This window comes from Rhizobium redzepovicii (assembly GCF_019793435.1).
GTDB lineage: Bacteria > Pseudomonadota > Alphaproteobacteria > Rhizobiales > Rhizobiaceae > Rhizobium > Rhizobium redzepovicii.
Map to the genome: position 1 here is coordinate 37925 of NZ_JAILYH010000028.1, position 25468 is coordinate 63392.

General features: G+C 58.3%; 30 protein-coding genes and 5 pseudogenes. 20 read left to right on the forward strand and 15 right to left on the reverse strand.

What is annotated here, in order from left to right; translation table 11 throughout:
- Positions 1-40: 40 nt before the first annotated feature.
- Positions 41-784, reverse strand: a complete 744-nt coding sequence (locus K6N12_RS31140) for an SDR family NAD(P)-dependent oxidoreductase (protein WP_018247133.1) — start codon at positions 782-784, stop codon at positions 41-43.
- Positions 785-854: 70 nt separating this feature from the next.
- On the opposite strand from K6N12_RS31140, the gene K6N12_RS31145 reads away from it, so the two are divergent.
- From K6N12_RS31145 to K6N12_RS31155, 3 genes are all read left to right on the forward strand, one after another.
- Entirely contained in the window at positions 855-1484 is a 630-nt protein-coding gene (locus tag K6N12_RS31145; RefSeq protein ID WP_010030804.1) for a TetR/AcrR family transcriptional regulator, read from the forward strand.
- 395 nt (positions 1485-1879) lie between these two features.
- Positions 1880-2062, forward strand: coding sequence for a PDZ domain-containing protein (locus tag K6N12_RS31150; protein ID WP_010030806.1), 183 nt, complete (start codon positions 1880-1882; stop codon positions 2060-2062).
- A 123-nt stretch (positions 2063-2185) separates the two neighbouring features.
- A complete protein-coding gene (locus K6N12_RS31155; RefSeq protein ID WP_004674356.1) occupies positions 2186-2833 on the forward strand; it encodes a BON domain-containing protein in 648 nt (215 codons plus the stop codon).
- Here the strand turns inward: K6N12_RS31155 and K6N12_RS31160 are convergent.
- Positions 2799-3677, reverse strand: a complete 879-nt coding sequence (locus K6N12_RS31160; RefSeq protein ID WP_004674359.1) for a response regulator — start codon at positions 3675-3677, stop codon at positions 2799-2801. The genes K6N12_RS31155 and K6N12_RS31160 overlap by 35 nt on opposite strands.
- 319 nt (positions 3678-3996) lie before the next feature.
- On the opposite strand from K6N12_RS31160, the gene K6N12_RS31165 reads away from it, so the two are divergent.
- Together K6N12_RS31165 and K6N12_RS31170 are read left to right on the forward strand one after the other, a co-directional pair.
- Positions 3997-4227, forward strand: a complete 231-nt coding sequence (locus tag K6N12_RS31165) for a hypothetical protein (RefSeq protein ID WP_004674360.1) — start codon at positions 3997-3999, stop codon at positions 4225-4227.
- A 219-nt stretch (positions 4228-4446) separates the two neighbouring features.
- Positions 4447-4584, forward strand: coding sequence for a hypothetical protein (locus K6N12_RS31170; RefSeq protein WP_257784652.1), 138 nt, complete (start codon positions 4447-4449; stop codon positions 4582-4584).
- A gap of 220 nt (positions 4585-4804) precedes the next feature.
- Here the strand turns inward: K6N12_RS31170 and K6N12_RS31175 are convergent, their stop codons facing one another.
- Positions 4805-5857: a type III polyketide synthase gene (locus K6N12_RS31175; RefSeq protein ID WP_004674362.1), complete on the reverse strand. Its 1053-nt coding sequence runs from the start codon at positions 5855-5857 to the stop codon at positions 4805-4807.
- A 270-nt stretch (positions 5858-6127) separates the two neighbouring features.
- Here K6N12_RS31175 and K6N12_RS31180 point away from each other — a divergent pair, with 270 nt between their 5' ends.
- The 5 genes from K6N12_RS31180 (at position 6128) to K6N12_RS31200 (ending at position 7591) form a co-directional block, all read left to right on the forward strand.
- Positions 6128-6337, forward strand: coding sequence for a CBS domain-containing protein (locus K6N12_RS31180; RefSeq protein ID WP_008534154.1), 210 nt, complete (start codon positions 6128-6130; stop codon positions 6335-6337).
- Positions 6338-6491: 154 nt separating this feature from the next.
- Positions 6492-6749 carry a BON domain-containing protein gene (locus tag K6N12_RS31185; protein WP_004674366.1) on the forward strand — a complete coding sequence of 86 codons (258 nt, stop codon included), beginning with the start codon at positions 6492-6494 and terminating at the stop codon, positions 6747-6749.
- 39 nt (positions 6750-6788) lie between these two features.
- Positions 6789-6932 (forward strand): hypothetical protein, encoded by a 144-nt coding sequence (locus K6N12_RS31190; protein WP_010033181.1) that lies wholly within the window; start codon positions 6789-6791, stop codon positions 6930-6932.
- Between the two features lie 86 nt (positions 6933-7018).
- Complete coding sequence (locus K6N12_RS31195; RefSeq protein WP_004674368.1) at positions 7019-7252, forward strand: hypothetical protein; 234 nt, start codon at positions 7019-7021, stop codon at positions 7250-7252.
- A gap of 9 nt (positions 7253-7261) precedes the next feature.
- Positions 7262-7591, forward strand: coding sequence for a hypothetical protein (locus tag K6N12_RS31200; protein WP_009992643.1), 330 nt, complete (start codon positions 7262-7264; stop codon positions 7589-7591).
- On the opposite strand, the gene K6N12_RS31205 is transcribed toward K6N12_RS31200, so the two are convergent.
- From K6N12_RS31205 to K6N12_RS35100, 5 genes and pseudogenes are all read right to left on the reverse strand, one after another.
- On the reverse strand, positions 7561-7926 hold the full coding sequence (locus tag K6N12_RS31205; RefSeq protein ID WP_004674370.1) for an aldehyde dehydrogenase large subunit: 366 nt from the start codon (positions 7924-7926) through the stop codon (positions 7561-7563). The genes K6N12_RS31200 and K6N12_RS31205 overlap by 31 nt on opposite strands.
- The gene (locus K6N12_RS31210) at positions 7923-8684 is read right to left on the reverse strand and encodes an N-acyl homoserine lactonase family protein (RefSeq protein ID WP_004674371.1); all 762 of its coding nucleotides are present in this window, start codon (positions 8682-8684) and stop codon (positions 7923-7925) included. The genes K6N12_RS31205 and K6N12_RS31210 overlap by 4 nt, the downstream gene beginning before the upstream one ends.
- On the reverse strand, positions 8681-8965 hold the full coding sequence (locus K6N12_RS34890) for a (2Fe-2S)-binding protein (RefSeq protein ID WP_004674373.1): 285 nt from the start codon (positions 8963-8965) through the stop codon (positions 8681-8683). The genes K6N12_RS31210 and K6N12_RS34890 overlap by 4 nt, the downstream gene beginning before the upstream one ends.
- A gap of 186 nt (positions 8966-9151) precedes the next feature.
- On the reverse strand, positions 9152-9799 hold the full coding sequence (locus K6N12_RS31220; RefSeq protein WP_004674374.1) for an FAD binding domain-containing protein: 648 nt from the start codon (positions 9797-9799) through the stop codon (positions 9152-9154).
- 200 nt (positions 9800-9999) lie between these two features.
- A pseudogene (locus tag K6N12_RS35100) lies at positions 10000-10173 on the reverse strand (transposase domain-containing protein); the annotation flags it as partial.
- Between the two features lie 195 nt (positions 10174-10368).
- Between K6N12_RS35100 and K6N12_RS31230 the strand changes: the two are divergent.
- The 4 genes and pseudogenes from K6N12_RS31230 to K6N12_RS31250 form a co-directional block, all read left to right on the forward strand.
- Complete coding sequence (locus tag K6N12_RS31230) at positions 10369-10836, forward strand: avidin/streptavidin family protein (RefSeq protein WP_004674376.1); 468 nt, start codon at positions 10369-10371, stop codon at positions 10834-10836.
- Positions 10837-11060: 224 nt separating this feature from the next.
- Positions 11061-11288 (forward strand): annotated as a pseudogene (gene tnpB / locus K6N12_RS34700) (IS66 family insertion sequence element accessory protein TnpB); the annotation flags it as partial.
- A gap of 326 nt (positions 11289-11614) precedes the next feature.
- The gene (locus K6N12_RS31245) at positions 11615-11902 is read left to right on the forward strand and encodes a hypothetical protein (protein ID WP_010031604.1); all 288 of its coding nucleotides are present in this window, start codon (positions 11615-11617) and stop codon (positions 11900-11902) included.
- A gap of 47 nt (positions 11903-11949) precedes the next feature.
- Positions 11950-12652 (forward strand): annotated as a pseudogene (locus K6N12_RS31250) (transposase domain-containing protein); the annotation flags it as partial.
- 42 nt (positions 12653-12694) lie between these two features.
- On the opposite strand, the gene K6N12_RS31255 reads toward K6N12_RS31250, so the two are convergent.
- From K6N12_RS31255 to K6N12_RS31270, 5 genes are all read right to left on the reverse strand, one after another.
- Positions 12695-13087, reverse strand: coding sequence for a hypothetical protein (locus K6N12_RS31255; protein ID WP_004674379.1), 393 nt, complete (start codon positions 13085-13087; stop codon positions 12695-12697).
- A 26-nt stretch (positions 13088-13113) separates the two neighbouring features.
- A complete protein-coding gene (locus K6N12_RS31260; RefSeq protein WP_018446454.1) occupies positions 13114-15063 on the reverse strand; it encodes a multicopper oxidase family protein in 1950 nt (649 codons plus the stop codon).
- Positions 15064-15543: 480 nt separating this feature from the next.
- The gene (locus K6N12_RS34705) at positions 15544-15666 is read right to left on the reverse strand and encodes a hypothetical protein (protein ID WP_009982859.1); all 123 of its coding nucleotides are present in this window, start codon (positions 15664-15666) and stop codon (positions 15544-15546) included.
- 22 nt (positions 15667-15688) lie between these two features.
- Entirely contained in the window at positions 15689-16414 is a 726-nt protein-coding gene (locus K6N12_RS31265) for a RibD family protein (RefSeq protein ID WP_225881321.1), read from the reverse strand.
- A 7-nt stretch (positions 16415-16421) separates the two neighbouring features.
- Entirely contained in the window at positions 16422-17273 is an 852-nt protein-coding gene (locus tag K6N12_RS31270; protein WP_004674382.1) for an SDR family NAD(P)-dependent oxidoreductase, read from the reverse strand.
- A 467-nt stretch (positions 17274-17740) separates the two neighbouring features.
- Here K6N12_RS31270 and K6N12_RS31275 point away from each other — a divergent pair, with 467 nt between their 5' ends.
- The 5 genes and pseudogenes from K6N12_RS31275 to K6N12_RS31290 all read left to right on the forward strand — a co-directional run bounded on the left by K6N12_RS31275 (position 17741) and on the right by K6N12_RS31290 (position 21672).
- On the forward strand, positions 17741-18523 hold the full coding sequence (locus K6N12_RS31275; protein WP_004674384.1) for an SDR family NAD(P)-dependent oxidoreductase: 783 nt from the start codon (positions 17741-17743) through the stop codon (positions 18521-18523).
- An 11-nt stretch (positions 18524-18534) separates the two neighbouring features.
- Positions 18535-19482, forward strand: coding sequence for an SDR family oxidoreductase (locus K6N12_RS31280; protein WP_004674385.1), 948 nt, complete (start codon positions 18535-18537; stop codon positions 19480-19482).
- A gap of 131 nt (positions 19483-19613) precedes the next feature.
- Positions 19614-19802, forward strand: a pseudogene (locus tag K6N12_RS34480) (LysR family transcriptional regulator); the annotation flags it as partial.
- Between the two features lie 12 nt (positions 19803-19814).
- Complete coding sequence (locus tag K6N12_RS31285; RefSeq protein WP_244414416.1) at positions 19815-20519, forward strand: LysR substrate-binding domain-containing protein; 705 nt, start codon at positions 19815-19817, stop codon at positions 20517-20519.
- Between the two features lie 286 nt (positions 20520-20805).
- A complete protein-coding gene (locus K6N12_RS31290; RefSeq protein ID WP_237353332.1) occupies positions 20806-21672 on the forward strand; it encodes an ISAs1 family transposase in 867 nt (288 codons plus the stop codon).
- A 409-nt stretch (positions 21673-22081) separates the two neighbouring features.
- On the opposite strand, the pseudogene K6N12_RS34485 reads toward K6N12_RS31290, so the two are convergent.
- Positions 22082-22262: pseudogene (locus K6N12_RS34485) on the reverse strand (hypothetical protein); the annotation flags it as partial.
- Positions 22263-22730: 468 nt separating this feature from the next.
- On the opposite strand from K6N12_RS34485, the gene K6N12_RS31295 reads away from it, so the two are divergent.
- Positions 22731-25175, forward strand: a complete 2445-nt coding sequence (locus K6N12_RS31295) for a beta-glucosidase (protein ID WP_004674391.1) — start codon at positions 22731-22733, stop codon at positions 25173-25175.
- A 12-nt stretch (positions 25176-25187) separates the two neighbouring features.
- On the opposite strand, the gene K6N12_RS31300 is transcribed toward K6N12_RS31295, so the two are convergent.
- Positions 25188-25468, reverse strand: a 281-nt coding sequence (locus K6N12_RS31300; protein WP_207900914.1) for a hypothetical protein, incomplete at its 5' end; no start/stop codon positions are given.

The following is a 25468-nucleotide window of genomic DNA, read 5'->3' on the forward strand; positions in this document are numbered from 1 at the left end:
CATTGAGAACGACCGTTGCGCGGTCGCTCGATGGTAATATCTAAAAGATCATGCCGCCCGCGACGTCGATCGTGCTTCCCGTTATCCAATCCGCGTCGCTAGATACCGCGAAGGAGACTGCTGCGGCGATGTCAGTAGGCTCGCCTATTCGACCTAGCGGCGTTTTACCGATCAAGTAGCCATCGGACGCAACGTCTCGGATATCGGCGTTGCCTTCCGTGGCGGTGAAACCGGGGGCGATCCCTACTACCCGAATCTTGCGAGATCCCAGCTCAAGCGCGAGAGACCGCGTGAGCGTGTTGACCGCTCCCTTCGTTGAGCAGTAAGCGTGCACAGTAGGATAAGGACTTTGCGCCATTCCGGAGCTGATATTAACGATCACGCCTCCTTCACCCAATTCGCGAGCCGCGGCCTGCGTCATAAGAAGAAGGCCGCGCACGTTAAGAGCAAAGTGCTCGTCGATGCTCGCAGCGGTTAGGCTTTCAAGGCTGTCCATTTTATAGACAGCCGCATTGTTGATGAGAATGTCCAACTTTCCGAACTTCTCGATGGTAGCGCGAACGAGGGACGAAATTTCGGCCGGGTTGGAGATGTCGGCTTTGATTGCGAATGCGGAGCCGCCAGCCGCCGTAATTCTATCGACGACGGCCTGCGCCATGTCCGACGATCGGGCGTAGTTCACGATTACAGAGGCGCCATCCGCAGCCAAGCGCTCAGCAATGCCAGCGCCAATGCCCTTCGACGACCCGGTCACGATCGCGACTTTCCCAGTAAGCTTTTGCATATCTTAATTTCCTATCAATCACTAGGAAACACATTTATGGGACTTGAACACAGCCGTCAAGAGTTTAATAATGATCACTATGATTGACGACCTTTATCATGCGCCTAGGAAGGGTGGACGGCCCCTGTCCTTTGACCGGGATGCTGCTCTCCAAAAGGCGATGGTGCTGTTCTGGCGGTACGGCTATGAAGGGACATCTCTCGCCACATTGACCGCCGCGCTCGGGGTCAAACCGTCGAGCATCTACACCGCCTTCGGAGACAAGAAGCGGTTGTTTCTGGAGGCTGTCGAACTCTATCTCGCGAGCGGGCCGGCAGTTGAGGACGTGGTCAGCGACGGAAAGTCGCTCACGGAGGTCGTCCACGAGTTGCTTGTCAATGCGGCTACCAAGTTTACCGGAGAGGAAACCCCTCGGGGCTGCTTGCTGGCAACGTCGGTCATAAGCTGTTCACAAGACTCGATGGATCTGCAGGAGATGCTTGCCGGCATCAGGCGCCATCTTGAGGCACAGCTACTGATTCGAATTTCCTACGCCATAGATAAAGGCGAAATAGGCCCAGACGTAAATCCGGTAGCGCTTGCGGGGCTCATCATGGCTGTTGCGCAGGGCATGTCGACCCTCGCACGCGATGGCGCATCGCGATCCCATCTTATGTCGATCGTCGATATCACGTTAGCGTCATTACCTTTTCGAACATAAGTCTTAGGTGCCGTTGCTCTTGAATATCAAATAAAGCGGCGGGCCTCGCGCGACGTGCACTAATGGCGCAGGCTCATCGCGCCGTACGAATCGTTCGCGCTCAGCATCCTGGTTCCACGTGTGTAACAACGCCTGATCCCGCACTATATGGAGTCCCCGCCATTCCGCCGTATCCGCTTATACGCTTCTAACTGAGCGGCGAGATGTGCTTCACAGAGTATCAGGAATATCTGTGCCAGTGATGACGCTAAAGGCGGAATGGTGACCTTCGATGCTGATTTTGAATTGGTCATGGCGCGGCTACGGCCGCTAACGACTCCACAACACAGGTGCACTTCTGGCTTCGATACTGCAGTTCCCATAAATAGACTTTGGCAATATGTTATAACGCCACAGTGCAATCATCGGCACAGGCCGGCCTGCAGCCGGACGACGTTATCGTCGCTCTCGACCAGCAGCCGGTGACGGACGTCGGGCAACTCCTCTCAATACTCGTGAAGGAGCATGCCCGTGCTCTCATCACCGTCGTGAGGAACGGCCACCGCCTCTTCGTGGCCGCTGACGTGCAGACCCAGTAGCAGCCCGCAGACCGTGTTCTGTCCGCTGAAATTCCAAGGTCGCTCTCGTGCTTGATGAAGATCAACGACGAAAATCTGCGGCGCTGTCACGATCGGCACGTCGCAAACCTGAAGGAGGTTGTCATGAACGACATTCAACTCAGACAGAACATTCTCGACGAAATGGAATTCGAGCCCAGCATCGACGCGGCTGATATCGGCGTCGCGGTCGATAGCGGGATCGTCACACTGACTGGTCACGTGCGCACCTACGCGGAGAAAGAAGCCGCAGAGCGCGTGGTTAGTCGCGTCAAGGGCGTGCGCGGAATAGCTGCCGATATCGAGGTCCGGATTTTCGGGCCGAAGGAAACAGACGACGACTACATCGCCCGGCGCGCTGTCAAAATGCTCGACTGGAACGTTTCCGTGCCAAAGGATTCGGTGCAGGTGCGGGTCCTCAAAGGGTGGATCACCTTGCGGGGAGAGGTCGAGTGGCAATATCAAAAGAACGCGGCCTACGACGCCGTGCGGGATCTCGCCGGCGTAGTAGGGGTGTCCAACCTAGTGGAGCTGAAGCCGCATATTACGGCGGTGGATGTCAAGAAACGCATCGAGGATGCTTTCCAGCGCGACGCCGCTCTTGAGGCCGATGCAATCAGAATCGACGTCCAAGGCAGAAAGGTAATCCTCTCCGGCAAGGTGAAGACCTGGTCGGAACGGCAGGCGGCGGAGCGCGCTGCATGGTCCGCTCCAGGGATCAGCACTCTCGACGACCGACTGACGGTCGGGTGATCGAATATCGGGATTGGCTAGACATTACTGCTCTGCCCACACTCAGCAGCAAGGGCGCCGCTGAGCGCCCTTCGCATAGAGCCCAATTTCCTTGATCGACTTGCGCGCAGATCTCGTCTTCGGAACGAAATTCCGCACCACCCGTTGCAGAGCCTCCGTCGCGAGCACAAGGCGACCATTGATGTTCTTGGAGAGCGACCTTGGGTGGCGACGTAGGCTGGGATCTTCCGCGAAGAAAGATATGAGTCCCCGCAACGGCAGCGCGATTGAGGTTCGGGTTTGATTTTTCTAAATTGAAATCCTGCTGTCGAGCAGAATCGCTATTAGGCCTCGCGGCGAGCAGCAGCCTGAGACGGGTCGACATCTCCGATGCAGTGTACGGCTTCTTCAGCCAGCCGGCGCCCGCTTCGATCTCCTTGTCCGCGGCATGGGGTTCAGAAAAGCCCGACGTCAGGAGAATTTTCACCCTCGGCCAGCGCTCCCGGACATTCCGGGCCAGTTCGTCGTCGTTCATTCCCGGCATGGCCACATCACTGAACAGGAGCGCTACGTCATGCCCCGCCTCCAGCTCCTTCAACGCGTCGATCCCGTTCGTAGCTTCGATCACGAAGTAGGCAAGCGTCTGCAGGCGGCTGACCGTCACTCGGCGAACTCTCGCGTCGTCCTCGACCACCAGGATAGTTTCCGTGCCCCGAGGCGGGGCTTCCTCAGCCCGCTGCTCGTTCGGATGAGAATCCTTTCCGGCGTCGGCGCGTGGAAGAAAGAGGCGCACCGTCGTCCCTTCGCCAAGTTCGCTGTAGAGCTGCAGGTGCCCTGCGGATTGCTTTGCGAAACCGTAGACCATGCTCAGCCCAAGCCCCGTTCCCGAGCCCGTCGGTTTCGCGGTGAAGAACGGTCGAAAGCCCTCTCCATCACATCGGACGTCATTCCGGTGCCGGTGTCGGTCACGGAAATGAGGACGTAGCTGCCGGGGCGGATCGCCGGGTACATCAGGACATAGTCGGAGTCGATCTTGCAACAGAGCCCTTGCAGGCGGGCACCTCAAAGCAGACAGGAGCTGCGATGGAGGACAAGGCTTCGCAGGTTCTATCGAGCACGAAATACAGCACTGCTACCAAGCAGTTGGCAGGATCCGTGCTCTCACAATCCAACAAAAAGCGCTGATGAACGAACAAGAACTTTCGAACCAGTTTCTGTTGTTTTTCCCGGGCTTCTCGTCAACCAGTCTTATTCCGTTTCCTGCCACCTTAACTCATCATCTTCCGGAAAAGCGGCAGTTGGTTGCGAACATCCAGTGCCTCGGTCGGTGGACTCCGCTGAAGCGCCTATTTGAAGTCACTCTGCCCCACGCTTCAATGCAGCTAGGAATGGGAAGCGATGAGCAAAGTGCGTAGGAGATCAAAGTTTCCCACTCCTTGTGGCCTGCCGAGGTCGGCGATCGATGACAGGCGTAATCGAGAGACACTGGCCCCGAGACATCAATGCCGCTTGGGGGAGACGTATCTGACAACGTTGGTTGTAAATCCGCTTTTGTTTGCCGATGCACATTCAGTGCCATGGCTGGATCGCATGGTTCAGATACACGCAGATAGACATCGCGACCGATCGCGCGCGTGCCCGGCCTCGCCGAAAAGGTGCCAGATGTGACGGCAGCCTTGCATGCAAAGCTCGACGAGCACCGGGCGTTCGTACGGGAGCGTGGAGAAGACTTGCCGGAAATCCAGAATTGGCGCTGGGCACGCTCCTCCTAGTGCGACAGAGGACCGGATTGGGTAGCGACTACCACCAGCCATACTGCCGCAGCTACGCCGGCACGCAGGAGAAAGGATTCGAGTGCGAGGTGGCAACCTCGCCTTCGACTTGGGGTGTCCCACGGCAATCGCAGCCTTTGCAGCGTCAGCTATCTGTTTCGAGTCCTGTTCGTTCTGCAAACGATGCGATCTTAATACGTCCTGGAGAATGATCGCCGGGTCATGCTGCAGCCGTCAACGAGAGGCAGCTAAGGGTGAAGCCCGGTCCCATCGCCGTCAGGACAGTTCTCCTGGGTAGTCCTTGCGCAAGAAGCTTCTCGAGTACGAACAGCGCGGTTGGCGAGGACATGTTCCCATAGTCCGAGAGAACCTCACGTTCCTGGTCGAGGGTTCCCTGGCTTAGTTTAAGCGCCGATTCCAAGGCGGTGATAACCTTTGATCCACCGGGGTGGCACGCAAACCGGTCAACGTCGGCAGGAGCAAGATCTGATCGGGCGAGTATGGACGTTACGCCCTTCAGCACATGAGTTTCGGCGAACGGTGGTATCGCACGATCGAAGATCACGCCCAGACCCTCCGGATCGACGCTCCATCCCATGATGTCTAGCGTGTCGGGCCACGTATGCTGGCCTGCAAGTTCGACCTCGGCCAGACCGGTCTCACTAGCACGCACCACGCAGGCGGCGGCCCCGTCGCCGAAGAGGGCGGTCGCCACGATGTTCGCCTTCGTAAGCTTGTCCATGCGAAATGCCAACGTGCAGGTCTCGACGGCGACCACCAGCACGACTGAGCCTGGCCGGGATGCCGCCAGCCGTGACCCGATTGAAAGCCCAGAGACTCCGCCGGCACAGCCGAGGCCAAACACGGGAACCCGTTCGACATCGTCCCGGAAGCCCAGTTCTCGGCTTACCCTCGCTTCCAGACTAGGTGTCGCAATACCAGTCGAGGAGACGGTTACGATCGTGTCGACATCGCCTGCTGCAATGCCCGCCGACACGAGAGCTTTGCTGGCGGCGGCGACGAACATTGCACCCGCGCCCTCGATATGAGCGAGGTTTCGTTCGGGCCATCCCGACGTCTCGAGATACCACTCGATCGGCCGGACGGCATAGCGGCGCCGAATTCCCGAGGTTTCGAACACCCTTGCCAGCTTTTCGAAATCGTCAAATCGCGATGAGAACGCGGTGTGCGAGGCTCGCGCCGCGTCACGCTGGTCGATGACATGTGGCGGAACGGCGGTGCCGACGGATACCAGCTTGACGGGTTGCTGCATAAGACTCCTTGCGACGGCGCGGGAAGAATTTGGTACGCCGCGCGAGGACGAGACCGAACCGTAACGCCTCGATCCTCAATAAGTTGCAATGCGGGCGAGCCTGACGCCGCACTTCGTCGGAAGGCTTCAGAGACGACGACGCGTGAAGAATGCCTCCCGCGGCTTCGTGTCTGCCTTGATCCACGTCAATGCGCTCAACAAGTTGGCTCCGTAATTGTCCGATCGAAAAGGAGACAGCGCGATGCTTGCTAGAGACATCATGACGACCCCGTGACGACGCTCGACGAGGGACACAACGTCAGGGAAGCCGTCGAGATCGTCAACGCCAGCAAGATCGGCGCGGTGCCCGTCATCGATGGCGAAGGGCGGCTCACCGGCATCGTCACCGGGGAGACCTGCTGCGCCGGGTGGCGTCATCCTGGGCGAGACGGGCGGTACCGCATACGCGCGACCGCGAAGATGCACTGGCGGACTATGTGAAGGCCCGAAGCTGGCGCGTCAAGGACGTGATGTCGACGCCCGTCGTCAGCGCCGCCCCGAGCGCAACCGCGAGCCAGCTCGCAGAACTCCTGCAGGCCCACGACATCAAACACCGAACGGCAGACTCGCCGGCATAATCAGCCGTCACGACTTGATGCGAGCGCTTCTCGATGTTCGACGGCAGTGTACTGCTTCCGGCGACGAGGCCCTAGGGACGGCCGTTCGTGGCCGCCTGGAAACCGAGTTCGAAATAAGGTTCCCCATCGTCAATGCGACCGTCTCCAACGGGGCAGTCACCCTGAGGGGAGAGGTCGAGACGGAGCTGGAATGCTCGGCGGCCAGGGTGGCGGCGGAAAGCATCCGCGGCGTCGGCGGCGTGGTAAACAACATCACCCTGGCTACCGCATGGTGAGCTCTCTCAAACTATGAAATCGTCCCTGGAGTTTCCGTCATGTTTGTCAGGGTCATCGCAGACGCCGTCGTGTCGAGGCTTCTCCTCATCATCCTGATCCTCATGGTGGGGACGGTCGTGAGCGTCCTACTGGTGAGGCCATCCCACGACTCCCGAACCGGGCGCGTCGAGCGCTCTCTCTGACCCGTGAGTGCGCGATGAACATCTGGCCCTCCAGGATTTAATTGTCCGGCCGCGTCCCGCAAAAGACCGGAGGCGCGACGGATTCGATGCTCTCCGAACTATTCGGCTTCATCTGGCTGATGGGAAGGCGTCATCAGGCGTTGGTCGCAGGGCTGTCCCTGGCTCTTTTCGTTATCGGCGCGGCGCCTCTCGAACTCCAGCGCCGGATCGTCAATGAGGCGACCGAGCAAGCGTCATACCGGTCTCTTCTCTTTCTCGTATCCCTCTATCTCGCGGTCGCAGTGTTGAAGGGCGCGATAAAATTCACCTCCAACCTCTAAAGAAGCTGGGTGGGCGAAAAAAGCACGCTTTGGCTCGGGGCGCGCGTTCTGCATCGGGCCGAGACGCCGCCATCGGAATCCACGCTCGAGGGGGTTGAGCTGTCGATCATCTTTGCGGAAGCGGAACCGGTGGGCAGTTTCGTTGGGACCAGCATCTCCGAGCCGCTACTCCAGATCGGCATCCTTGTCACCGTGGGCGGTTATCTGATCTATCTCCAGCCGCTGATGAGGATGGCCGCCCGCAAAGCCGATCACCCGCTACAGCGCAATGAAACGCGCGGGCGCTCGGCTTTACTCCCTACCGTCACCTACGCCACGTACTGGGACACGATCCAGTAGAACGGCCACCTTTTCCCGCGTGCAAGTGGCCATATGGGGGTGGCGTAATAACCAGGCATACGCGAGGTCGGTATGGCAGGTTTGATCTCTCCTTCCAGGTCGCTCGCGTCATAGATCGCGACGACGCCGGGCACCGAGAACGCATCGCCGACATCGATGTTCAGGATTCGGGCATGTGGCTGGTCGGAGCGTCGCAATGCGATATGCAACATACCGCGGCGCCATGTATCGACATACTGACCAACACCCGTCAGCAGACGTGGATCTTCGGTGCGCTTGTCCCGCTTGCCGACAAGTTTGGGCCGCAGCTCGACGGAATGGTCCTGCTGGCTCATTCGTAGAACTCCACACCCTTTCGCAACTCTTGCCATTGCGCGTCGTCGTGGCCGAAAATGATAGAAGCTCCCCGCTCCCGAAGAGCTTTCAGGCGAGCGAGTGCCTCTGCGGCGAGTTCGATGTTCCAAGTATTTCTCGGAGCGATACCGGTGTCGACGCTCGCCTGGAGCGGGGCAGCATCTGAAGCGAGTATAAATGAACCATCTTTTTCCAGCTCGACACGGGCGACGGTCATTCCGGGGGTATGACCCGGCATGGGCAGCAAGACGATGCGCCCGTCGCCAAAGACGTCATGCTCGGCATTGAAGGTCTGGAAACCCTGGGGCTGGTCCCATTCTCCTCGAAGATAGCCTTGATTTTCTGCACCGCTTGCCGTGGCGGCCTGCGCCTCCGCTTCGTGGCAGAGGATCGTTGCGCGCCGAAAGTACGCGTTGCAGCCGCAATGATCGGGATGCAGATGTGAACAGATCACAACATCTATGTCCTCGGGATCGAGAGCAAGAGTCTTCAACTGATGAACGACCGTCCGCTCTGGCGAAAAGATCGGGGTCATAACCTTGCTTAACCCACCCCATCGCGCGCCTGGATCGATGGCGGCCTCTGGATTGCATCCGCTATCGAACAGCGCGTTGCCTTGGGGATGGCGCATCAGGGTGGCGTGAACCGGCAATTCAATCGCTTCTTCCTTCAGCGCCCCAGGGACGTAAATGGACCGGCGCATACGAAGCCGGCCGGCCTCGAGAAAATGCATCTTCATCTTAAAGGTCCTCTCTTGCTAGCCAGTTCGCGGACGGCGTTGACGATGTTTTCATAGCCCGTACAACGACAGATGTTTCCTGAGAGCGCTTCCCTGATCTTATCATCGGTTTCCAGCGGATGGTGGCGAAGAAGGTCGATGATCGCCAACGATGAAACTGGGCCTACAAATTCGCATTGCAGGCCATGATGCTGGCGGAACGCTTCTTGGATTCGTCCGAGTATCGACGCTTCCCTGGCCATGGTTTCGATTTCGCTCCCGTCTGCCTGCACTGCAAGCATCAGACAGGAGCGTGCGCTCCTTCCATCGAGAATGACGGTGCAGGCACCGCAAACGCCATGTTCGCACCCGACATGGGTTCCGGTCAGGCAAAGGATCCTGGCGCAGGAAGTGGCTCAGCAGCGTTCGTGCTTCGATCGTGCGCGTCATATACGCTTCGTTGACGCTGACGGTGATCGTCTTCTCACTCATCTTGCTTGAAGCCTTTCGTGGTTCGCGCGGCTCCAGGCGGCGCGAAGGGCCCGTTTGGCAAGGACGCCTGAGAGATGCCTGCGGTAATCTGCAGAGGCATGGATATCCGTGTTGGGCGTGAGGATTCCAGCCAGGCGATCCGCCACCGTATCGAGAACCGGCTCGGAAACATCCGTCCCCTCGATGATGCCCTCGATCTCTTCAAGCCGCAGCGGGGTTTCACCAACGCCCATCATGCCAACGCGAACGTCAGACGCCCTGCCATCTACACAATGCAGCGTCGTCGCAAAGCAAGCGAGTGCGAAGTCCCCGTGGCGTTTTGCAAACTCCTCAAATCCCCATCCGGCATCCGGTCTCATCGCGTCGAGCTCGACGCGAATTACAAACTCGTCCGGTTCCAACGAGTTGACCAGCGATCCGACAAAAAAATCGGCTGCAGGTATTTCGCGTCTGCCGCGCTGAGAGGAGGCGATGACCGTCCCACCGAGGAACCGTGTCATCATCGGCATCTCGGTCGCTGGATCCGCATGCGCGACGCTGCCGCCGAAGGTGCCGCGGTTGCGCACGGTCATATGGGTGACGTGATGCATCGCCTCATGCACGATCGGCAAGTGTTGGCGGATGATCGGGTCTGTCGCGGTCATGTGATGGCGTACCGTCGGCGCCGATTCTCACCCGATCTCCGTGCAGTTCGATCCGATCTCCATGAACCGAAGTTACTACGCGCGGCGCCCAAAATCCCGCGGCCCTGCTCGGATGGATACGATCTCTCTGAGCAGTTCGAGGTTCTCGCCGGTCATGGTGGCCACGTCTTCGATCGTGCAGATATGCATCGAACGAGCCATCAGGCGGCCTTTTGCGCAGTGGAGACCGTCGGAAGCATATTCCACGGCAACAGGTCTTCAAGCCTATCTACCGGTTAATCTTTGATCTGGGTTAGGACGTCCGTGAGGTAGCTCTCGGGGTTGCGGCCATGCAGTTTGTCCGTTCCAATGATGGTCAAGATATTAGCGTTGCGCTATCCCGTTCGTAATTTGCATCGTGTAAGTCTTCACTCCTGATGCTCGTTCTCGGGCCGCGCCACGCAACGCGCGGCCCGTCTTTCGGTTTTCTCAACCCGGGAAATTGCTACTCGGATTGATTGATTATTACGAGTTTATATGCAACCTTCGGTACGATCGCCGACGGTCGGCGCACATCAGGAGGAAAAACCATGATCCGTACTAATGCAGTTGCAGCACTTGTGTTTGCTGTAGCAACCTCAGCTCTTGCTTTCGATGCAAGCAACTTCAAGGATTTTTCAAGCATCGCATCGGCTTCCAGCAGTTGGCAGAACCAGTCCGGCTCGACGATGATCATTCAAGTCGACTCGTTCGGAAACGTCTCCGGCCAATATGTAAACAGAGCCCAGGGCACCGGATGCCAGAACTCGCCCTATCCGCTAACAGGAAGGGTAAACGGGACGTTCATCGCATTTTCGGTCGGCTGGAACAATTCGACGGAGAACTGCAATTCCGCAACCGGATGGACCGGCTACGCACAGGTCAACGGCAACAACACTGAGATAGTCACGAGCTGGAACCTCGCTTACGAAGGCGGCTCCGGTCCGGCCATTGAGCAAGGACAAGACACTTTCCAGTACGTGCCGACGACTGAGAACAAAAGCCTCTTGAAGGATTAATCTCCTCTGCCCTGCCGGCGCTGGCCCGTCAGAGATTGTGGAGCAAGAATTCATCGAATATGGCCAAAGGCTTAGACGAAGCTGCTTTCCCTGCCGAATAAAAGCGCCGCGTGCTCGTCCGCGCGGCGCAAATCCTTATTTGATGAGTTCAATGCGGCCAAAACGGCAAGCTTTCCGGACAAAAGTAAGCATCCGAGGATGCGCCGCCTTGGGGCAAACGCGGCGATCTGATCAAGGTCGTTTGGCACGATGGCCAGGGGGCCTGCCTGTTCACGAAAAAATTGGAGCGAGGAAGGTTTATCTAGCGTGACGGCCAGGGCGCTTGTCTGTTCACGAAGAAGCTGGAGCGCGGCCGCTTCATCTGGCCGTCAGCCGCTGACGGCACGGTGGTGATCACACCGGCGCAGCTCGGTTATCTGCTCGAAGGTCTACAGAAATATCCCTGCTTGTGAGTCTGACGAATCATCACCGGACAAGATCGAGGTGCTGGATCCGAGCCATCCGTTATTTGGACGCTCCTTTAATGTGATCCGTGAGGTGGGACGTAGAGGCGGCAACTTCGCGCCGTCGTATGAGGTTGAACATCGTGGTGGATCGACCTTGCTGATACCCGTGTCTGCGACACAGGGATATGTCGAAGCCTGAAATACTGACGCGCAAAGGACACCATTCGCCCAATTGTGAGGAGAAGGTTTTGCCAATCACTGTGCAACGCCTCCGCCTTGCAGCGGGCATCTAGGTAAAGGCACAGCGCAACAGATGGACACACGAACCTAGTTTGCTCAGCGCCGTACAACTTGCCGCCAGGCTCGATATTCCCGTCAATTGGATTTACGTTCAAATCAGGCGGAAGCGCCTGCTCATCGACCAGCAATCAACCGGAGCATATTTGTTCCAAAATTCCCCGGCGGTCGTCAACGCGGTTCGCGACCTTCGCAACCGTACCATTCATCAACTCGATCTGAGAATCATTCAGCCTCACCAGGAGGGGCATCAACATCCGTTGTCGCTGGAGGGAATTGACTGGCGCGCACGGCAGGAAACCTGGCGCCCCAGCCGGGTTTGACTGAATTTTTACATTGAGATTGTTGAGAAATCTGATTCAATGTCGTTATGACATTGCCGCCGCTTACCCTGCCATCGGACCTTGCCAGCGCTCATCCGGCGCTGCTGGCCGAACCTGCTGCGCGGCTGCAAGCTGAGGCGGAAGCGGCCAACGCGAAGGCGCGGCTGTCGAACATTGAGGCGCTCAACGTGCATTTGCAGTTGCTGATCGGCAAGCTGGAGCGCGAGAAGCACGGGCCGCGCCGCGAGCGCACGCAGCGGCTGATCGATCAGTTGGAATTTGCAGCTCGAAGAGCTCGTGGCGTAGGCCGCCGAGGACGAACTGAGCGTCCAAGAGGCCGCGGCCAGAACGCAGTCCGTGCGCGCCTTCGCCCGCAAGCGTCCAGTGCGCAAGGCGTGGCCCAAAGACGTCGAGCGCGCACGCATCGTCATCGAAGCGCCGACGGCATGTGCCTGCTGTGGCGGCTCGCGGCTGTCGAAGCTGGGCGAGGACGTGACGGAAACGCTGGAGGATATCCCGCGCCGATTCAAGGTGATCGAGACGGTGCGCGAGAAATTTACCTGCCGCGATTGCGAGGCGATCAGTCAGGCTCCCGCACCGTTCCATGCGACGCCCGCGCGGCTTCATCGGCCCTCAGTTGCTGGCGACGATCGTGTTCGACAAGTTCGGGCAGCACATCCCGCTGAACCGCCAGAGCACGCGGTTCAAATGTGAGGCATCGGTCCGTCGACCCAGACCCTGGCCGGTGAATGTTGATCCGAATGTCTTCGAGCTGCGGCAAATGCTGGAGCATCACTGTCGCACGGCATACCAGGAGGCAACGTAGCCGGCTGCGGCGACCCCATGCGAATGCGGGACGTCGCGGACGATGCTACCGACAATGGCGTCCCTTTGATCGACGCCATTCGGCCAGTTCGGCACGATGTAGCCGCGATAGCTGTAGATCCAGGTCTCGCCGGCCACATCGCCCTTTCCAGTGAATTGCAGCTCGACAGGGTCTCCCGGACGCACCGTACCGGTCAATTCCAGCGACCACCCGGGCCCACCAATGGTTCCGCCGACCTTGCGCCGAGCCAACTCGGTCAGCACCAGCGTTCCCTGGCCAAATTCCAGTGCATTGAAATCAACCGATAAATCGGGATTGTTGATCAGGCTGCGATAACTCCAAGTGCCAGTGAAGCTCATAGTTCCTCCCAATGGCGATCGACGCCCTAATGATGGCCGGAAACGGTGCCACCCTGGCCGTCCGGCAGGGTGATCCTGATGTTCTGCATCATGCCCTGGTCCTCATGATCGAGGATGTGGCAATGCAGAACGAACTCGCCGATATAGCGCTGGTAGTGCGTCCGCACGGTGATCGTGTAGCGCGCCGACGGATCGGTGCCGGGATTCTTGATCCACAGCGTGTCCTTCCAGACATTTTTCAAGCCTGGATATTGCGGATCGCCGTCGTCATCGGCGCCAAGCGCGCTGACATCGTTGCCGGCCGCATCGACAATTTTGATGATCTGAAACGGATTGACATGGATATGGAATGGGTGGCTGACGAAATCCGAGCGGAGCGTCCATTCGTCGACTCCGCTCAGCGGCAACGTCCGGTCGATGCGGTTGGGATCATAAGGTTTGCCGTCAACCTCGAAGAAGGTGGCACCCGGCTGTTTCACATCGATGTTAAACACCAGTTGCTGCTCGCCGGTGACCTCGCCCGCGTCGATGTCCGGATGGGGAATAAAGCTTGAGAGCGACATCTCGTTCTTGAGGTCATCGATAACCTTGCCGGCGACATTCTGTGACATCGTGCGCTCAGCCGCCGAAATCAGCCAATCCTGCAGATAGGTGCCGATCTCGCCATTGACGGCATGGCCGCCTACTGCAGTGACTATGCCGAGAAGCCGTCGGCTTGGAGCCTCCTGGTTGACGCTGGCCGCTGCCGGTGCGGCGCCATCGATGATGCAGTAGTCACCCGCTCCTGGCAACACCACCAGCGCGTCAACGCGGTAGCCCGGTTGCAGGATCGCTTGCTGCCGCATCTGCACCTGCGCCATTGTCAGCCCGTCCTGGGCCACCACCCCATACGGAATAGTATCCTTGCCGCAATTCTGATCGATCCATCTGTCGGTGTCCGCTGCCGCAAGCGTGCGGAACGCGGTCGTCCCGGTCTTGCGCCGGATTTCGAAATTGATGGTGTCGCGAACCCCGGCGTGTATCATCCGCCACCGCTCGACCGAGCCAGCCTCCGCTAATGCCAACTGACCAAGCACCTGGCCGTTGACGCTGGTGAAGCGGCCCGAAGCCGGCCAACTGCCAGGTCCGAACTGATCGTAGCTTTCGATGCCGCCCACCTGTCCTGGCTGGCAATCATAAGTGATGTCGCCATTGTTATCGGTGCAAGCATATTGAATCTGCTGTAGCACCAAAACCCGTTCGGCGATATCGGAGCCGCCCGGCTGCTTCAATAGGCGGTCGATATCGCCAGTCTCGGTCGGTGTCGGCATGCGATCGCCACGGATGATCAACGCCCCGGACATGCCACTCGACACCTGCAATGCGGTTGATCCGTGTAGGTGTGGGTGATACCAGAAGGTGCCGGCGGGATGCTCAACGGCGATGTTGTATTCATATTGGAACGAAACGCCGGGACGGATTGAGATCAGCACATTATCGCCATTGCCAGACGGATTTACCCAGAGACCGTGCGAATGCAGGTTGGTACCGTTGAAGCAATGGGGGGTATTGGCACTGCCACCGCCGATGCCGCAGGTGGAATCCTGAGGGAACAGGTTGTGAAGCGTTACCCGCACCGTCTGACCGGGCCGTAGATCGATGGTCGGTCCAACCAATGGCGTGTCGGCACCGGATAAGCCGGTCTGGCGGGCGTCTTGATAGCCGCGCAGTTTAACGTGGTCGTAGCGCGCCGTGGCCGGATTGTAGATCTGTCGGTCGAGATAGGTAGCGTTCATATCGAGCAGAACCTCGCCCGGAAATGTCTCCCGGCTTTGTTCGAAGGTTTTCAGCATCCCCTGGGATTTTGTGATAGGTTGCAGCATATAGGCCAGGGGGTTAGTCACGGCCCTGGCCTCTTGAGCGACTGCGAATAGCGCATGGGTGACCGAAAAAACGCTCGCCATACCGAAGATCGCAATTTTGTCAGACACAGACAAACAACCCTCCCAAACCTCTGCCCGGAGTTTTGTTCTCCCCGGGTCGAACCGCATCCACAAAGTTCTACTGCGTCACCATGCGTTCACCTGCAATTCGACTTTGACTCGCGCGCTTTCTCGGGAGAAGACAGCTGCCGCCGCGCGACGAGAAAGTTTCAAGACTCATGCCACTCTGGCCGGATCGAGCCTCAGAAGGAATCTTGTGCCTATGCTTCAAGGACTTCCACGAGAGCGCGGTAGGAAGTCGGGCGGAACAGCACCATGGCGCGCACCTGACAAACCTGACAGCAGGTGTAGTAGGCCCGACATTTTTGTGGGGAGCATCGTTACGTGCGGCAATACGCGTCTCACCTTGTTTGTTTGTCGAGCTGCACTCGAGCAACGCCTTGACGCTCATATCGCGGTCACCGCCGCGGGCATTAATGTCGGCGTCACATACCGTTCATCACACCGCCTAATCGGAGAGACACCACGGGCAGACTACGCCAGTTCTTCCGGCTCTCTGCGCTGCGCGATGATCTCGAAACAAGGTTGCTTGCTCAGGAGTATCGCGCCCTGCTCCTCGACGATCATTTCGACGACGGCAGGAGGGAGCCCTTCCACAATCTTCTCCTACGGACGTCTCTTATGGACGTCCAACGCGATATCTCAGATGCACGGAGCCGAGGCCAGCGGCTTCGGCGCTGATAAACGTGAGCCTCGCCCTGCCGGCAAGCCCATCCTCGCCGCCCTCGAATATGGCCGGTGTATTCGACTTGCCTCCGATCGCAGGGAAGATGACCAGGCTGACCTCGTCAACAAGACCCGCCTTCAAGAAATGGCCATTGGTTTGCGCCCCGCCTTCCAGCATCAAGCGCTTCACACCGAACTCGGTTCCAAGAAGGTCAAGCGCGTTTTTCAGATCGACGCCATCTTTCTCCGAGACGATATAGGAAACGCCAGCCTGGGTGAGGCCCGCCAGGTAAGCATCATCCACGTCAGATCCTGTCAGGACCACAAGGTGAGCTCCCTCAATGTCGCTCTTGTCCCAGCGTAGCCGACCGTCCTTATCCACGATGACAGCGAACTCGCCGGCGTCCGGGTTGGCGATATGGATCGGTCGCGCGGCTGTGCCGGTTGCTTGATAGGGGCGGTCGACGGCGTCCGCGAACTCTTCTCCCGTCGCTCTTCCCGAAAGCCAGGCGTCGGCACCGATCTTCTCATGCAGGCCGTCATAGATCTTCACGAGCTCATCGACCGAATGGCCGGTTGCCTCGGCCCAATCATTGACGATCAATCGGCCATCCAGCGGCGACATCATGTGACAGATTACATAGGGTCTGGGCATTGGATTACTCTCCTCTACAAACATTCCACCGTCAGTGGCCTGCCTTCAACCAGGCTGCGAATTTATCCATCCAGTCGGGGTGCCAACGTGAAAGCGCGGGTCGGTTCAGAATCATGTCATCGGCCGCCCAGCGGATCCGTCTGGCATCTATCGCAGACGTAACCGCGTTATCCGGACAGATGATGTAAAAATTCTCGTCGAGCAGACGGACCAGGAAGTATTCCACCAGTTGCTCTGCGGTCCATGCCTCATCGGGTTTCGCAATGCCCTGCGGCTTGAGTGCGATGTTCATGGGTGTCCACGTGTAGCCAGGGACGAGGAGATGAGCCGAAACACGACCTCCCGTCTCCTTCAGAAGCTCGTGCGACAGCTGTTCGGTCAGGACTTTGACAGCTGCCTTTGCCACCGAATATGCGGCGTTACCTGGAGGAGTCGTAATACCTTCCTTGGAGCCGAGGTTGACAACGGCCGACTGGCGACCGGCTTCGATCATGTAGGGCACGAAGACGTGTTGCGCGGCCAGAACACCTCCGAAGTTTACATCGATCTGGCGTCGCCACTTTGCAGGATTGTCCCAAGGGCCGGCTCCTTGCGTTATGCCCGCGTTGTTTACTAGGACGGCCACGTCGCCAAACCGCGAAATCGTTTCGTCCCGCAACCTGGTCAGTGCCGACAAATCTGATACGTCGCCGCTCACGATCAGGATGTCCGTGTCGAGTGTCGAAGTAACATCCTCAAGTGCGTCGGCGTCGAGATCCAGCAGCGCGAGCTTCATGCCGCGGGCCGCGAGAGCCCTCGCGATTGCCAAGCCGATGCCCTTCGCAGCTCCCGTGATGACCGCAACGCGGCCAGGAGCAACGACGCTGTTCATTCTCTCGCTCATTTTTTGTCTTTCCCGTCATTGGACCGTCACCGCTGGAAGGTGTGCCGGACAAGCCGTCGCCGTGGAATTTTTCTCCGAGAAGCGTGCCGGCCGATGGCACCAGCGCAGAGAAGTCCATCAACGCTACTCGGGCGCTTGGGTCGTCGGATCATATCCGCGGGCTGCGAACGACCGTTCGATCGCACTATAAGAATAGGGTAGCGCGACGGCTACTTGAAGTGAGCGGGATCGCACGCACCGATGAGCCGTGTTCACTCAAGGGCCTTCGTGACGTAGGGAATGCCTGGCCAGTTCGACCGCGGACGGGACCAAAAAGGTAACGCACTCCTGGTCCCTGCCAGATCGGTGGATGATTTTCACTCGCCGCCCCGATCAATTTTGCTCATGTAACCAATCGGCTCCACGGGCATTTGGTCACCAGCGCCTCGAGACGATCGTGGTGCTGACCAAACCAAAGGAGTGAAATCATGACAGGGAATAAACCACTCGCAATGATCACGGGCGGCTCATCTGGAATAGGCTTCGAGCTTGCCAAACAATTCGCCAAGAATGGATTCGATGTCGCCATTTCAGGCTCAAGCGACAAGGTGAACGAGGCCGCCGATGCGCTACGAAGCCTTGATGCCGAAGCATATCCGTTCAAAGCGGATGCCTCGACGTACGATGGCGTCGAGAGGTTCTGGACCTTTACGCAGGGGCTGGGGCGCCCCTTGGAAGCCGCGGCTCTGAACGTCGGTATCGGTATTGGCGGCGCCTTTGTCGATAACGATCTCGAGGATGAGCTTCGCCTGCTTGCGATCAATGTAACCGGGACCGTCCATATGGCCAAACGCGTCGTCCAACATATGGTCAAGAACGGCCGCGGCAGGATTCTCATCACCTCCTCGGTTTCGGCGACCCTGCCCACGCCATACGAAACCGTTTACGGCCCGTCGAAGGCATTCGGTTACATGGTCGCGGAATCTCTGCGCGAGGAGTTGCGCTCGACCGGGGTCACGGTGACGGCACTCCTTCCGGGCGCCACCAACAGCGACTTCCACGCGAACGCTGGAATGGGCGGTACGAAGCTCGGTGGCCAACAAAAAAACGACAAGACGCTCGTCGCCAAGCAGGGCTTCGAGGCCCTCATGAACGGCATCGACCATATCGTCGGCGGAGATCAGAAAACCAAGCGGCAGGTGTTGGAAAACCGGACGACCCCCGAGCCCGTCAAAGCCGCGCGGCAAGCCGAATTGACCCAACCGCAGTGAAGGAGCACGTCATGTCACATCTGAAAAACAAGGTCGCCATCGTCACAGGGGCTTCCTCGGGCATTGGAGCGGCGACCGCCAGAGGATTGGCGGAAAAAGGTGCGCGCGTCGTCCTTGCCGGCCGCAATGAGGAACGCCTCAGTCAGATCGTCGAAGACATCACCGGTTCGGGAGGTATTGCCAGCTACAAGGTTGCTGATGCCACGGATTTTGAGAGTACCAAGGCCCTCGTCGCGTTCGCCACAACGACGTACGGCCCGGTCGATATATTGGTCAACAATGCCGGCCTCATGCTCTTTTCCTATTGGAAGGATGCCGCCGTCGGCGATTGGAACAAGATGATCGATACCAACCTGCGTGGCTATCTGCATGCGATCGCCGCGGTGCTGCCGTCGATGTTGGAGCGCCGGTCCGGCCGCATCCTGAATATGAGCTCTATCGCCGGCGTTCATGTCGGCGAGGCGGCAGGGGTTTACGGAGCCACGAAGTTCTTCATACGCGGTATTACCGAAAGCCTCAGGAAGGAGGTGGGCGTGGGTAGCGGGATCCAAGTGTCTATGATCAGCCCTGGCGTGATCGATACCGGCTGGGCCGACAAGGTTCATGACGAGACGGGCAGAAAGATCGCCGGAGAGCTCAACAAGCAGGGTATTCCGCCGTCGTCGGTGGCTGAAGCCGTGGTCTATGCACTAGACCAGCCCCCGGAGATCACGATCAACGACATTTCGTCCATCCAACCCGGCAGGACTGGTAGCCCGCGTTTTCGAGAGCTCAGAACTAGAACCTCCGGGACTGTTAGACCGCCTCGCGGAACCAACCGGTGCCGTCTCTCGTGGCTGTGGACACGAAGATCTTCATTGCATGACGATCTAATCCCGGACGTTTTCGTTTTTCAGCGACCGGGCCATCTCCGCCGTCCTTCGCAGGATCCAACATGGATCACTAGGTCAAATTTTTGACTGCTTCCTCGGCCATCACATACCAAATACAGGGCCAGTTAAATAAGGATTGAAGGTGCCGGCCGGCCTGAAGCAAGGTCGGCGCCGGCAAGGGCGATCTTTTTCAGTACAAGTGCGAGTATCCATAACTCATGGTATCAACGCGGGCCGATCTGGCCGACCTTGAAACTTTCGTCGCGATCGCGCGTGCGGGGGGGTTCCGAAAGGCCGCCGCGCTTCGCGGCGTTTCCGGGTCTGCCCTCAGCCACTCGATCAGGGGTTTGGAGGCCCGTCTGGGCGTCCGTCTGTTTCATCGGACAAGCAGGAGCATCAGTCTCACCGCCGCCGGCGAAGTGCTGCTTGCCGAACTGGAGCCCCGTTTCCTCGGCATTCAAGCTGCGATGGATCTCCTAGACAGTTTCAGGAGCGGGCCTACGGGCAGAGTGAGAGTGACCACCCTGCGTGACGCCGCCGAGCTGCTGATCGCTCCTCGACTGCACAGTTTTCGCAAGAGCTACCCAGATGTCGAGGTCGAAGTCAGCGTCGAGGATCGCTTCATCGATATGGTCGCCGAAGGTTTTGACGCGGGCATCCGTTATGGGGGAACGGTTCCCGAGGGGATGATCGCGTCGCGTCTGACATCCGAACTCGAATGGATCGTAGTCGGTTCTCCGGCCTATCTCAACGAACGAGGGCGGCCCGCGCGGCCGGAAGATCTCTTGACGCACGAGTGCATCCGGATCCGAACCGGTACGGATCACCTCTGCAAATGGGAACTTGGCGACGGCGATCGCATGGTTTCTCTCGACGTTCCGGGACTTCTCACGCTCGGAGATTCGGAACTATCTATCCGCATGGCGGAGGAGGGAGGCGGTCTCTTTTATTGCCTGCAGGCCCGGGTCGAGGACAAACTTGCGGCCGGTTCACTCGAAGTCGTGCTGCCGGACTGGACCTCTACCGGGCCGGGTTTTCATGCATACTACGTTTCGCATCGACAGGTGCCGTCCGCTCTCCGGACGTTTCTCGACTACCTTAAGGCGCCGGTTGCGGGCGATTGAAGTGACGGCCAGACGAGACAGCTTCACCAGGCAGGAGAATCGCATATGGATGGTAAGGAGTTGTTTTGCTGAGGCAAATCGACTCAAGAACTCTCCGATAATTTGGAGGTACGGATGAATCGATTTGCCACCTGTTTTAAAGATCTGCCCGACCCTCGGGGCGCAACACACGTCATCCGCTGATGTCGATCCTGTTCATTGCCATTGCCGCGATCGTTTGCGGCGCCGAAAGCTGCGCCGACATGGCCGATTCGGCGTTTCCAAAAAGAAGTGGCTCAAGACGATCGTGCCGCTGCCCTATGGCATCGCCGGCCATGGCACCTTCTCCACCGTTTTCCGCTGCCTCAATCAGGTTGCCTTCGAAGCCGCTTTACCGAAGCCTTTGCAAAGGGCATGGAAGGCGTGGTGGCGGTCGACGGCAAGGCGGTACGAGGCGACGCCGCTGCCCCTCGTCAAGGTCTGGGCTGCCGGTTGCGGCCTGGTCATCGGCCAACAGACCGCGCCGGGCCGCAACGAGGTCCAAGGGGCGCTCGATGCGCTTGCGCTTTTGTCGCTGGAAGGTGCCATCGTCACCGCCGATGCCCTGCATTGCCGCGCCGATACCGCTCATGCCATCCTTTCCGCCGGCGGCGACTATGCCCTGGCGTTGAAGGCCAATCAGCCCGGCCTCCTGGCACAGACGATTGCTCGTCTGGACGACGTCGAGCCACTCGGCGTCCAGACCGCCGCCGAGAATGACCATGACCGCTGCGAAAGACGCCGTGCCTGCATCGTCGCCGTCAATGACATCGACTTCCCCGGCCTGCAGGCCATCGGCTCCGTCGAGGCCACAAGCCGTCATGCCGATGGCCGTCTGACCAGCCATGTCCGCTACTTCCTGCTCTCCACCGTCATGTCGGCTGCCGCCCTGATCGAGGTAACCAGAACTCATTGGCAGATCGAAAACAAACTGCACTGGGTGCTCGACGTCCAGTTCCGCGAGGATGCCGCCAGAAACCGTAAGGATCACGGACCGGCAAACATTGCTCTGTTACGAAAGATTGCCCTCAACCTCATCCGGGCCCATCCAGATAAGGCCTCCATTCGTCGAAAGATCAAGAAGGCAGGGTGGGACGATCAGTTCCTCATCTCTATCATCGCTCATATGCGATAGCCCTGCTTCACCAGGGGAATTTGAGTGCCGGCAGAAAGCGGTCGCTCGCAGCCAGAAAAATAATTGGCAGCAAGATCGCCTGGCATCCTTTAACATGCCGAAAGCGGAAAAAAATACGTGACAGCCTCCGATCCCTCTCTGAGCCGAGGCCATCCATGATGGTAGAGAATCCGCAAGTCTTCGGCTGTCTGACACGACCAGCCGGTACGAATGCGGTACTGCCACGGCTCTCCTCCAGGCGCCCGTTTTTGATCTCTCGATATCTAAATTTGTGCAGACGAGCAGGCAAAGCTATAACGGCAGGATCAACGAATACTGGTAGCTCTCAGACAATCTGGATCGATATCAACCGGGAATGCCTGCATATGTAGGGAGGATTCAAGCACGGCGTGAGGGCGATGCAGACGGACGAGGCGGAGACGTCACGGAAACCCGAGAGCACCTGCATCACCTCGCTCGAGGTTTCCAGGCGGCCTTGTAGGAGACCCGCGGCGTAGTGCCCCGAAAACCCCACCGCGCAAATGCTGATTATGAAAGACAGTACGAAAATGATTACTCTGTAGCCGGAAACGGGACAACAGCCTGTCCATTGTGGTCGATCCTTGTCCATAGGCGGTGAAGAAACTTCATCAATCGGGATCCGCCTCCGAGGGAAGCATCGAATCATCAATGACGACACGAAAGCTGCGCGACCGAGGTTGTCTGTCAACAGATTGTCTGATAAAGCTTGCTAATGTTCGAACTGTCTCACAAACTTGCGGAGGAATAACTCCGTAACAGAACCGGCGCTGCCGCAGCCGGCACAACTTTCACTGCTGAAATCGATTGCCGCGATGTTCCTTGTTTTCAATGGAAAGCGGTGACCGCATCTCGGCTATGTGAAGGCTTCGAACATGTCGTCGTCCTCGCGACGGCGGGACGCGACGCCTTGATGAACAAACGGGCGTCCTTTTTATGGATGGACGGCTCCATGGCGCCGAGATCACCAGCTTCCCCGATATGCATCTTGAGATGTTGATCTGGGACAGGTAAGTATTGAGATTCAAGAAGCAGAGAAGATGATTGATAAGAAAGCATTGCTCGATAATATGACCTTGGCGGAGCAGGTCTCGCTACTTTCCGGCGATACGTTCTGGTCTTTACCGCCCATCGACCGCCTAGGGATAGGGAGATTGCGCTTGACCGACGGCCCCAACGGCGCCCGCGGGGCGGGGTCTTTTGTCGGAGGTGTGACTGCAGCGGCTTTCCCGGTGGGCATCGCCATCGGAGCGAGTTGGAACCCGGATCTAGCCAAGGAAATCGGCAGTGCCCTAGGTGACGAGGTTCTTTCAAAAGGTGCCCACGTCTCGTTAGCCCCCACCGTTAACATCCAGCGTAGCGTCACAAACGGCCGCAACTTTGAGTGCTTCTCTGAGGATCCGATCCTGACGGCGGAACTTGCAGTCGGCTATATCGAAGGTCTGCAGTCCACGAAAGTCGGTGCCACGATAAAACATTTCGTCGGCAACGAGTCCGAGATTGAACGTACAACCATCTCTTCAGATATCGATGAACGCACGCTGCGCGAAGTCTACCTGATACCCTTTGAGACGGCGGTGAAGCGGGCAAAGGTCTGGGCCGTGATGTCTTCGTATAACAAGCTAAACGGTACTTACACGGCGGAAAGCCATTGGCTGTTGAACGAGGTTCTGCGCGGTGACTGGGGTTTTAACGGCGTGGTGATGTCGGACTGGTTCGGCTCGCGTTCGACCGCACCCACCGTGAATGCCGGGCTGGATCTGGAGATGCCGGGCCCGACTCGCGATCGCGGCTCCAAGCTACTGGCTGCGGTCGAAGGCGGCGAGGTTAGTGTCGAGACGATCCGCGCCTGTGTGCGCAATATCCTGACTTTGATGGAACGCACCGGCGCTATCAACGATCATCGCGAGTTTAAGGAGTACGCCATTGATCAACCGAAACATAGGGCATTGATCAGGCGCGCGGGAGCGGAAAGCGCAGTTCTGCTACAGAATGACGGGATCCTGCCATTGGCTCAGCAAGGTATGGTCGCCATCATTGGACCCAATGCCAAGGTCGCGCAGGTGATGGGAGGCGGCTCGGCGCAGTTGAACCCTCACTATGTCATCAGTCCGTGGCAGGGGCTGGTGGACGCGCTGGGTGAGGAGAATCTGTGCTACGCTCAGGGCTGCAACAATTATCGGTTTCAGCCGCTAATCGAAAACCCCACAACCTTCGAGTTTTTCCAAGGAAGGGAGCTAGCTGGCGAACCGGTGAAGGTCGTCGAGGAACCGTCGAGCCTTGGTGTATGGTTGCCCCCCGTGGCCGAGGGCTTTGTCGATCCCCTTCGCTTTTCGGCTAGAATGCGCACCATCTTCACAGCCTCGGAAGCCGGCGTCTATCGCGTCGGACTAACCTCGGCCGGGCTTGGCCGGGTCTATGTGGACGGCAGACTTGTGGTGGACGCTTGGGCTTCCTGGATACGTGGTACCACATTCTTTGAAGAAGGCTGCGAAGAGGTCGTGGGTGAAATCACGCTCGAAGCCGGCCGTACATACGAGGTCGTCGCCGAGTACGCCCGGCACGACCACGTCAACCTCTATATCGCCGCAATTCGGGTAGGAATAGGCAGATTTTCGGCCGAAGCGGAGATTGCCGAGGCAGCAGCCGTCGCGGCAAAGGCTGATCATGCGGTAGTCTTCGTGGGCAGAACGGGCGACTGGGATACCGAGGGCTCCGATCTTCGCGGTATTGCACTTCCCGGTCTGCAGAACCAGCTTGTTGAGGCGGTAATTGCGGCCAATCCGAACACGATCGTCGTACTACAAACCGGTGGACCGGTGGAAATGCCCTGGCTTTCCGGTGCTCGTGCAGTACTGCAATGCTGGTATCCCGGACAGGAGGCTGGCAACGCGATCGCCGATGTGCTCCTCGGCAAGGCCGAGCCCTCGGGCCGACTGGCACAGACCTTCCCCGTGCGCTGGGCTGACAACCCCACACATACTGAGGATGACGCGGTCTATCCAGGTAAGGACGGCCATGTGCGATATGACGAAGGTGTGTTCGTCGGTTATCGGCACTACGACCGCCACGGCATTAAGCCGCTGTTCCCGTTCGGTCATGGTCTCGGTTATTCAAGCTTTGCGATGTCGGACCTGACGGTAGGGCTACCAGACGCTGCCGGCGCGGTGACAGTGACACTGGAATTGACCAACATCAGCGAGCGGCCAGGTTCGGCAGTGGTGCAAATCTATGTCGGCGATGTTGAAGCATCTATACCCAGACCGGTTAAAGAGCTGAAAGCCTTCTCGAAAATTGCCCTGGAACCCGGTGAGAAACGAAGGTTGCGTTTCATACTTGACGCCCGAACATTTGCCTTCTTCGACACGACCGAGCGGCGTTGGCGGATAGAGGCGGGGGAATTTGCAGTGATGGCTGGGTTCTCGGCCACCGACATCCGTTTGAGTTTAACTGTCACGCAAAAGGGCGCTGTCTTGGCGCTCTGAATGGGCCGCAAATCAATGACCACATTGGGCAGTGGTCGAGTTCCAACGTATGCAGTTTTGGCGGTGAAGCTGGGTGAGTTGAGTGAGAGAATGCCTCAAAACCGGTACTTGGTTAATGGCATGGCGAAACACCGCCTGCGCCTCCAAAAACAGGCAATGTTTTCTGAACGATCGTAAGCGCGATTTTCCCCGCACCTTCTGCAATTGAGTGAGCTTTGGCATGAGGTGTCCACCAAAATAGGTGGACACCAAGGGATGGAAGAAGTGACCTGCCACTGAATTTTCATCCGGCG

Excerpts from the sequence above, each read along its gene's own strand:
- K6N12_RS31275 (WP_004674384.1), top strand. The coding sequence starts at position 17,741 with ATGACAGGGAATAAACCACTCGCAATGATCACGGGCGGCTCATCTGGA.
- K6N12_RS31160 (WP_004674359.1), bottom strand. The coding sequence starts at position 3,677 with ATGGTCTACGGTTTCGCAAAGCAATCCGCAGGGCACCTGCAGCTCTAC.
- K6N12_RS31205 (WP_004674370.1), bottom strand. The coding sequence starts at position 7,926 with ATGAGCCAGCAGGACCATTCCGTCGAGCTGCGGCCCAAACTTGTCGGC.
- K6N12_RS34890 (WP_004674373.1), bottom strand. The coding sequence starts at position 8,965 with ATGCTTGCAGTGCAGGCAGACGGGAGCGAAATCGAAACCATGGCCAGG.
- K6N12_RS31175 (WP_004674362.1), bottom strand. The coding sequence starts at position 5,857 with ATGCAGCAACCCGTCAAGCTGGTATCCGTCGGCACCGCCGTTCCGCCA.
- K6N12_RS31220 (WP_004674374.1), bottom strand. The coding sequence starts at position 9,799 with ATGACCGCGACAGACCCGATCATCCGCCAACACTTGCCGATCGTGCAT.
- K6N12_RS31265 (WP_225881321.1), bottom strand. The coding sequence starts at position 16,414 with ATGTTTGTAGAGGAGAGTAATCCAATGCCCAGACCCTATGTAATCTGT.
- K6N12_RS31155 (WP_004674356.1), top strand. The coding sequence starts at position 2,186 with ATGAACGACATTCAACTCAGACAGAACATTCTCGACGAAATGGAATTC.
- K6N12_RS31280 (WP_004674385.1), top strand. The coding sequence starts at position 18,535 with ATGTCACATCTGAAAAACAAGGTCGCCATCGTCACAGGGGCTTCCTCG.
- K6N12_RS31255 (WP_004674379.1), bottom strand. The coding sequence starts at position 13,087 with ATGAGCTTCACTGGCACTTGGAGTTATCGCAGCCTGATCAACAATCCC.
- K6N12_RS31165 (WP_004674360.1), top strand. The coding sequence starts at position 3,997 with ATGAACGAACAAGAACTTTCGAACCAGTTTCTGTTGTTTTTCCCGGGC.
- K6N12_RS31185 (WP_004674366.1), top strand. The coding sequence starts at position 6,492 with ATGCGAGCGCTTCTCGATGTTCGACGGCAGTGTACTGCTTCCGGCGAC.
- K6N12_RS31230 (WP_004674376.1), top strand. The coding sequence starts at position 10,369 with ATGATCCGTACTAATGCAGTTGCAGCACTTGTGTTTGCTGTAGCAACC.
- K6N12_RS31190 (WP_010033181.1), top strand. The coding sequence starts at position 6,789 with ATGTTTGTCAGGGTCATCGCAGACGCCGTCGTGTCGAGGCTTCTCCTC.
- K6N12_RS31210 (WP_004674371.1), bottom strand. The coding sequence starts at position 8,684 with ATGAAGATGCATTTTCTCGAGGCCGGCCGGCTTCGTATGCGCCGGTCC.
- K6N12_RS31145 (WP_010030804.1), top strand. The coding sequence starts at position 855 with ATGATCACTATGATTGACGACCTTTATCATGCGCCTAGGAAGGGTGGA.
- K6N12_RS31195 (WP_004674368.1), top strand. The coding sequence starts at position 7,019 with ATGCTCTCCGAACTATTCGGCTTCATCTGGCTGATGGGAAGGCGTCAT.
- K6N12_RS31140 (WP_018247133.1), bottom strand. The coding sequence starts at position 784 with ATGCAAAAGCTTACTGGGAAAGTCGCGATCGTGACCGGGTCGTCGAAG.
- K6N12_RS31270 (WP_004674382.1), bottom strand. The coding sequence starts at position 17,273 with ATGAGCGAGAGAATGAACAGCGTCGTTGCTCCTGGCCGCGTTGCGGTC.
- K6N12_RS31295 (WP_004674391.1), top strand. The coding sequence starts at position 22,731 with ATGATTGATAAGAAAGCATTGCTCGATAATATGACCTTGGCGGAGCAG.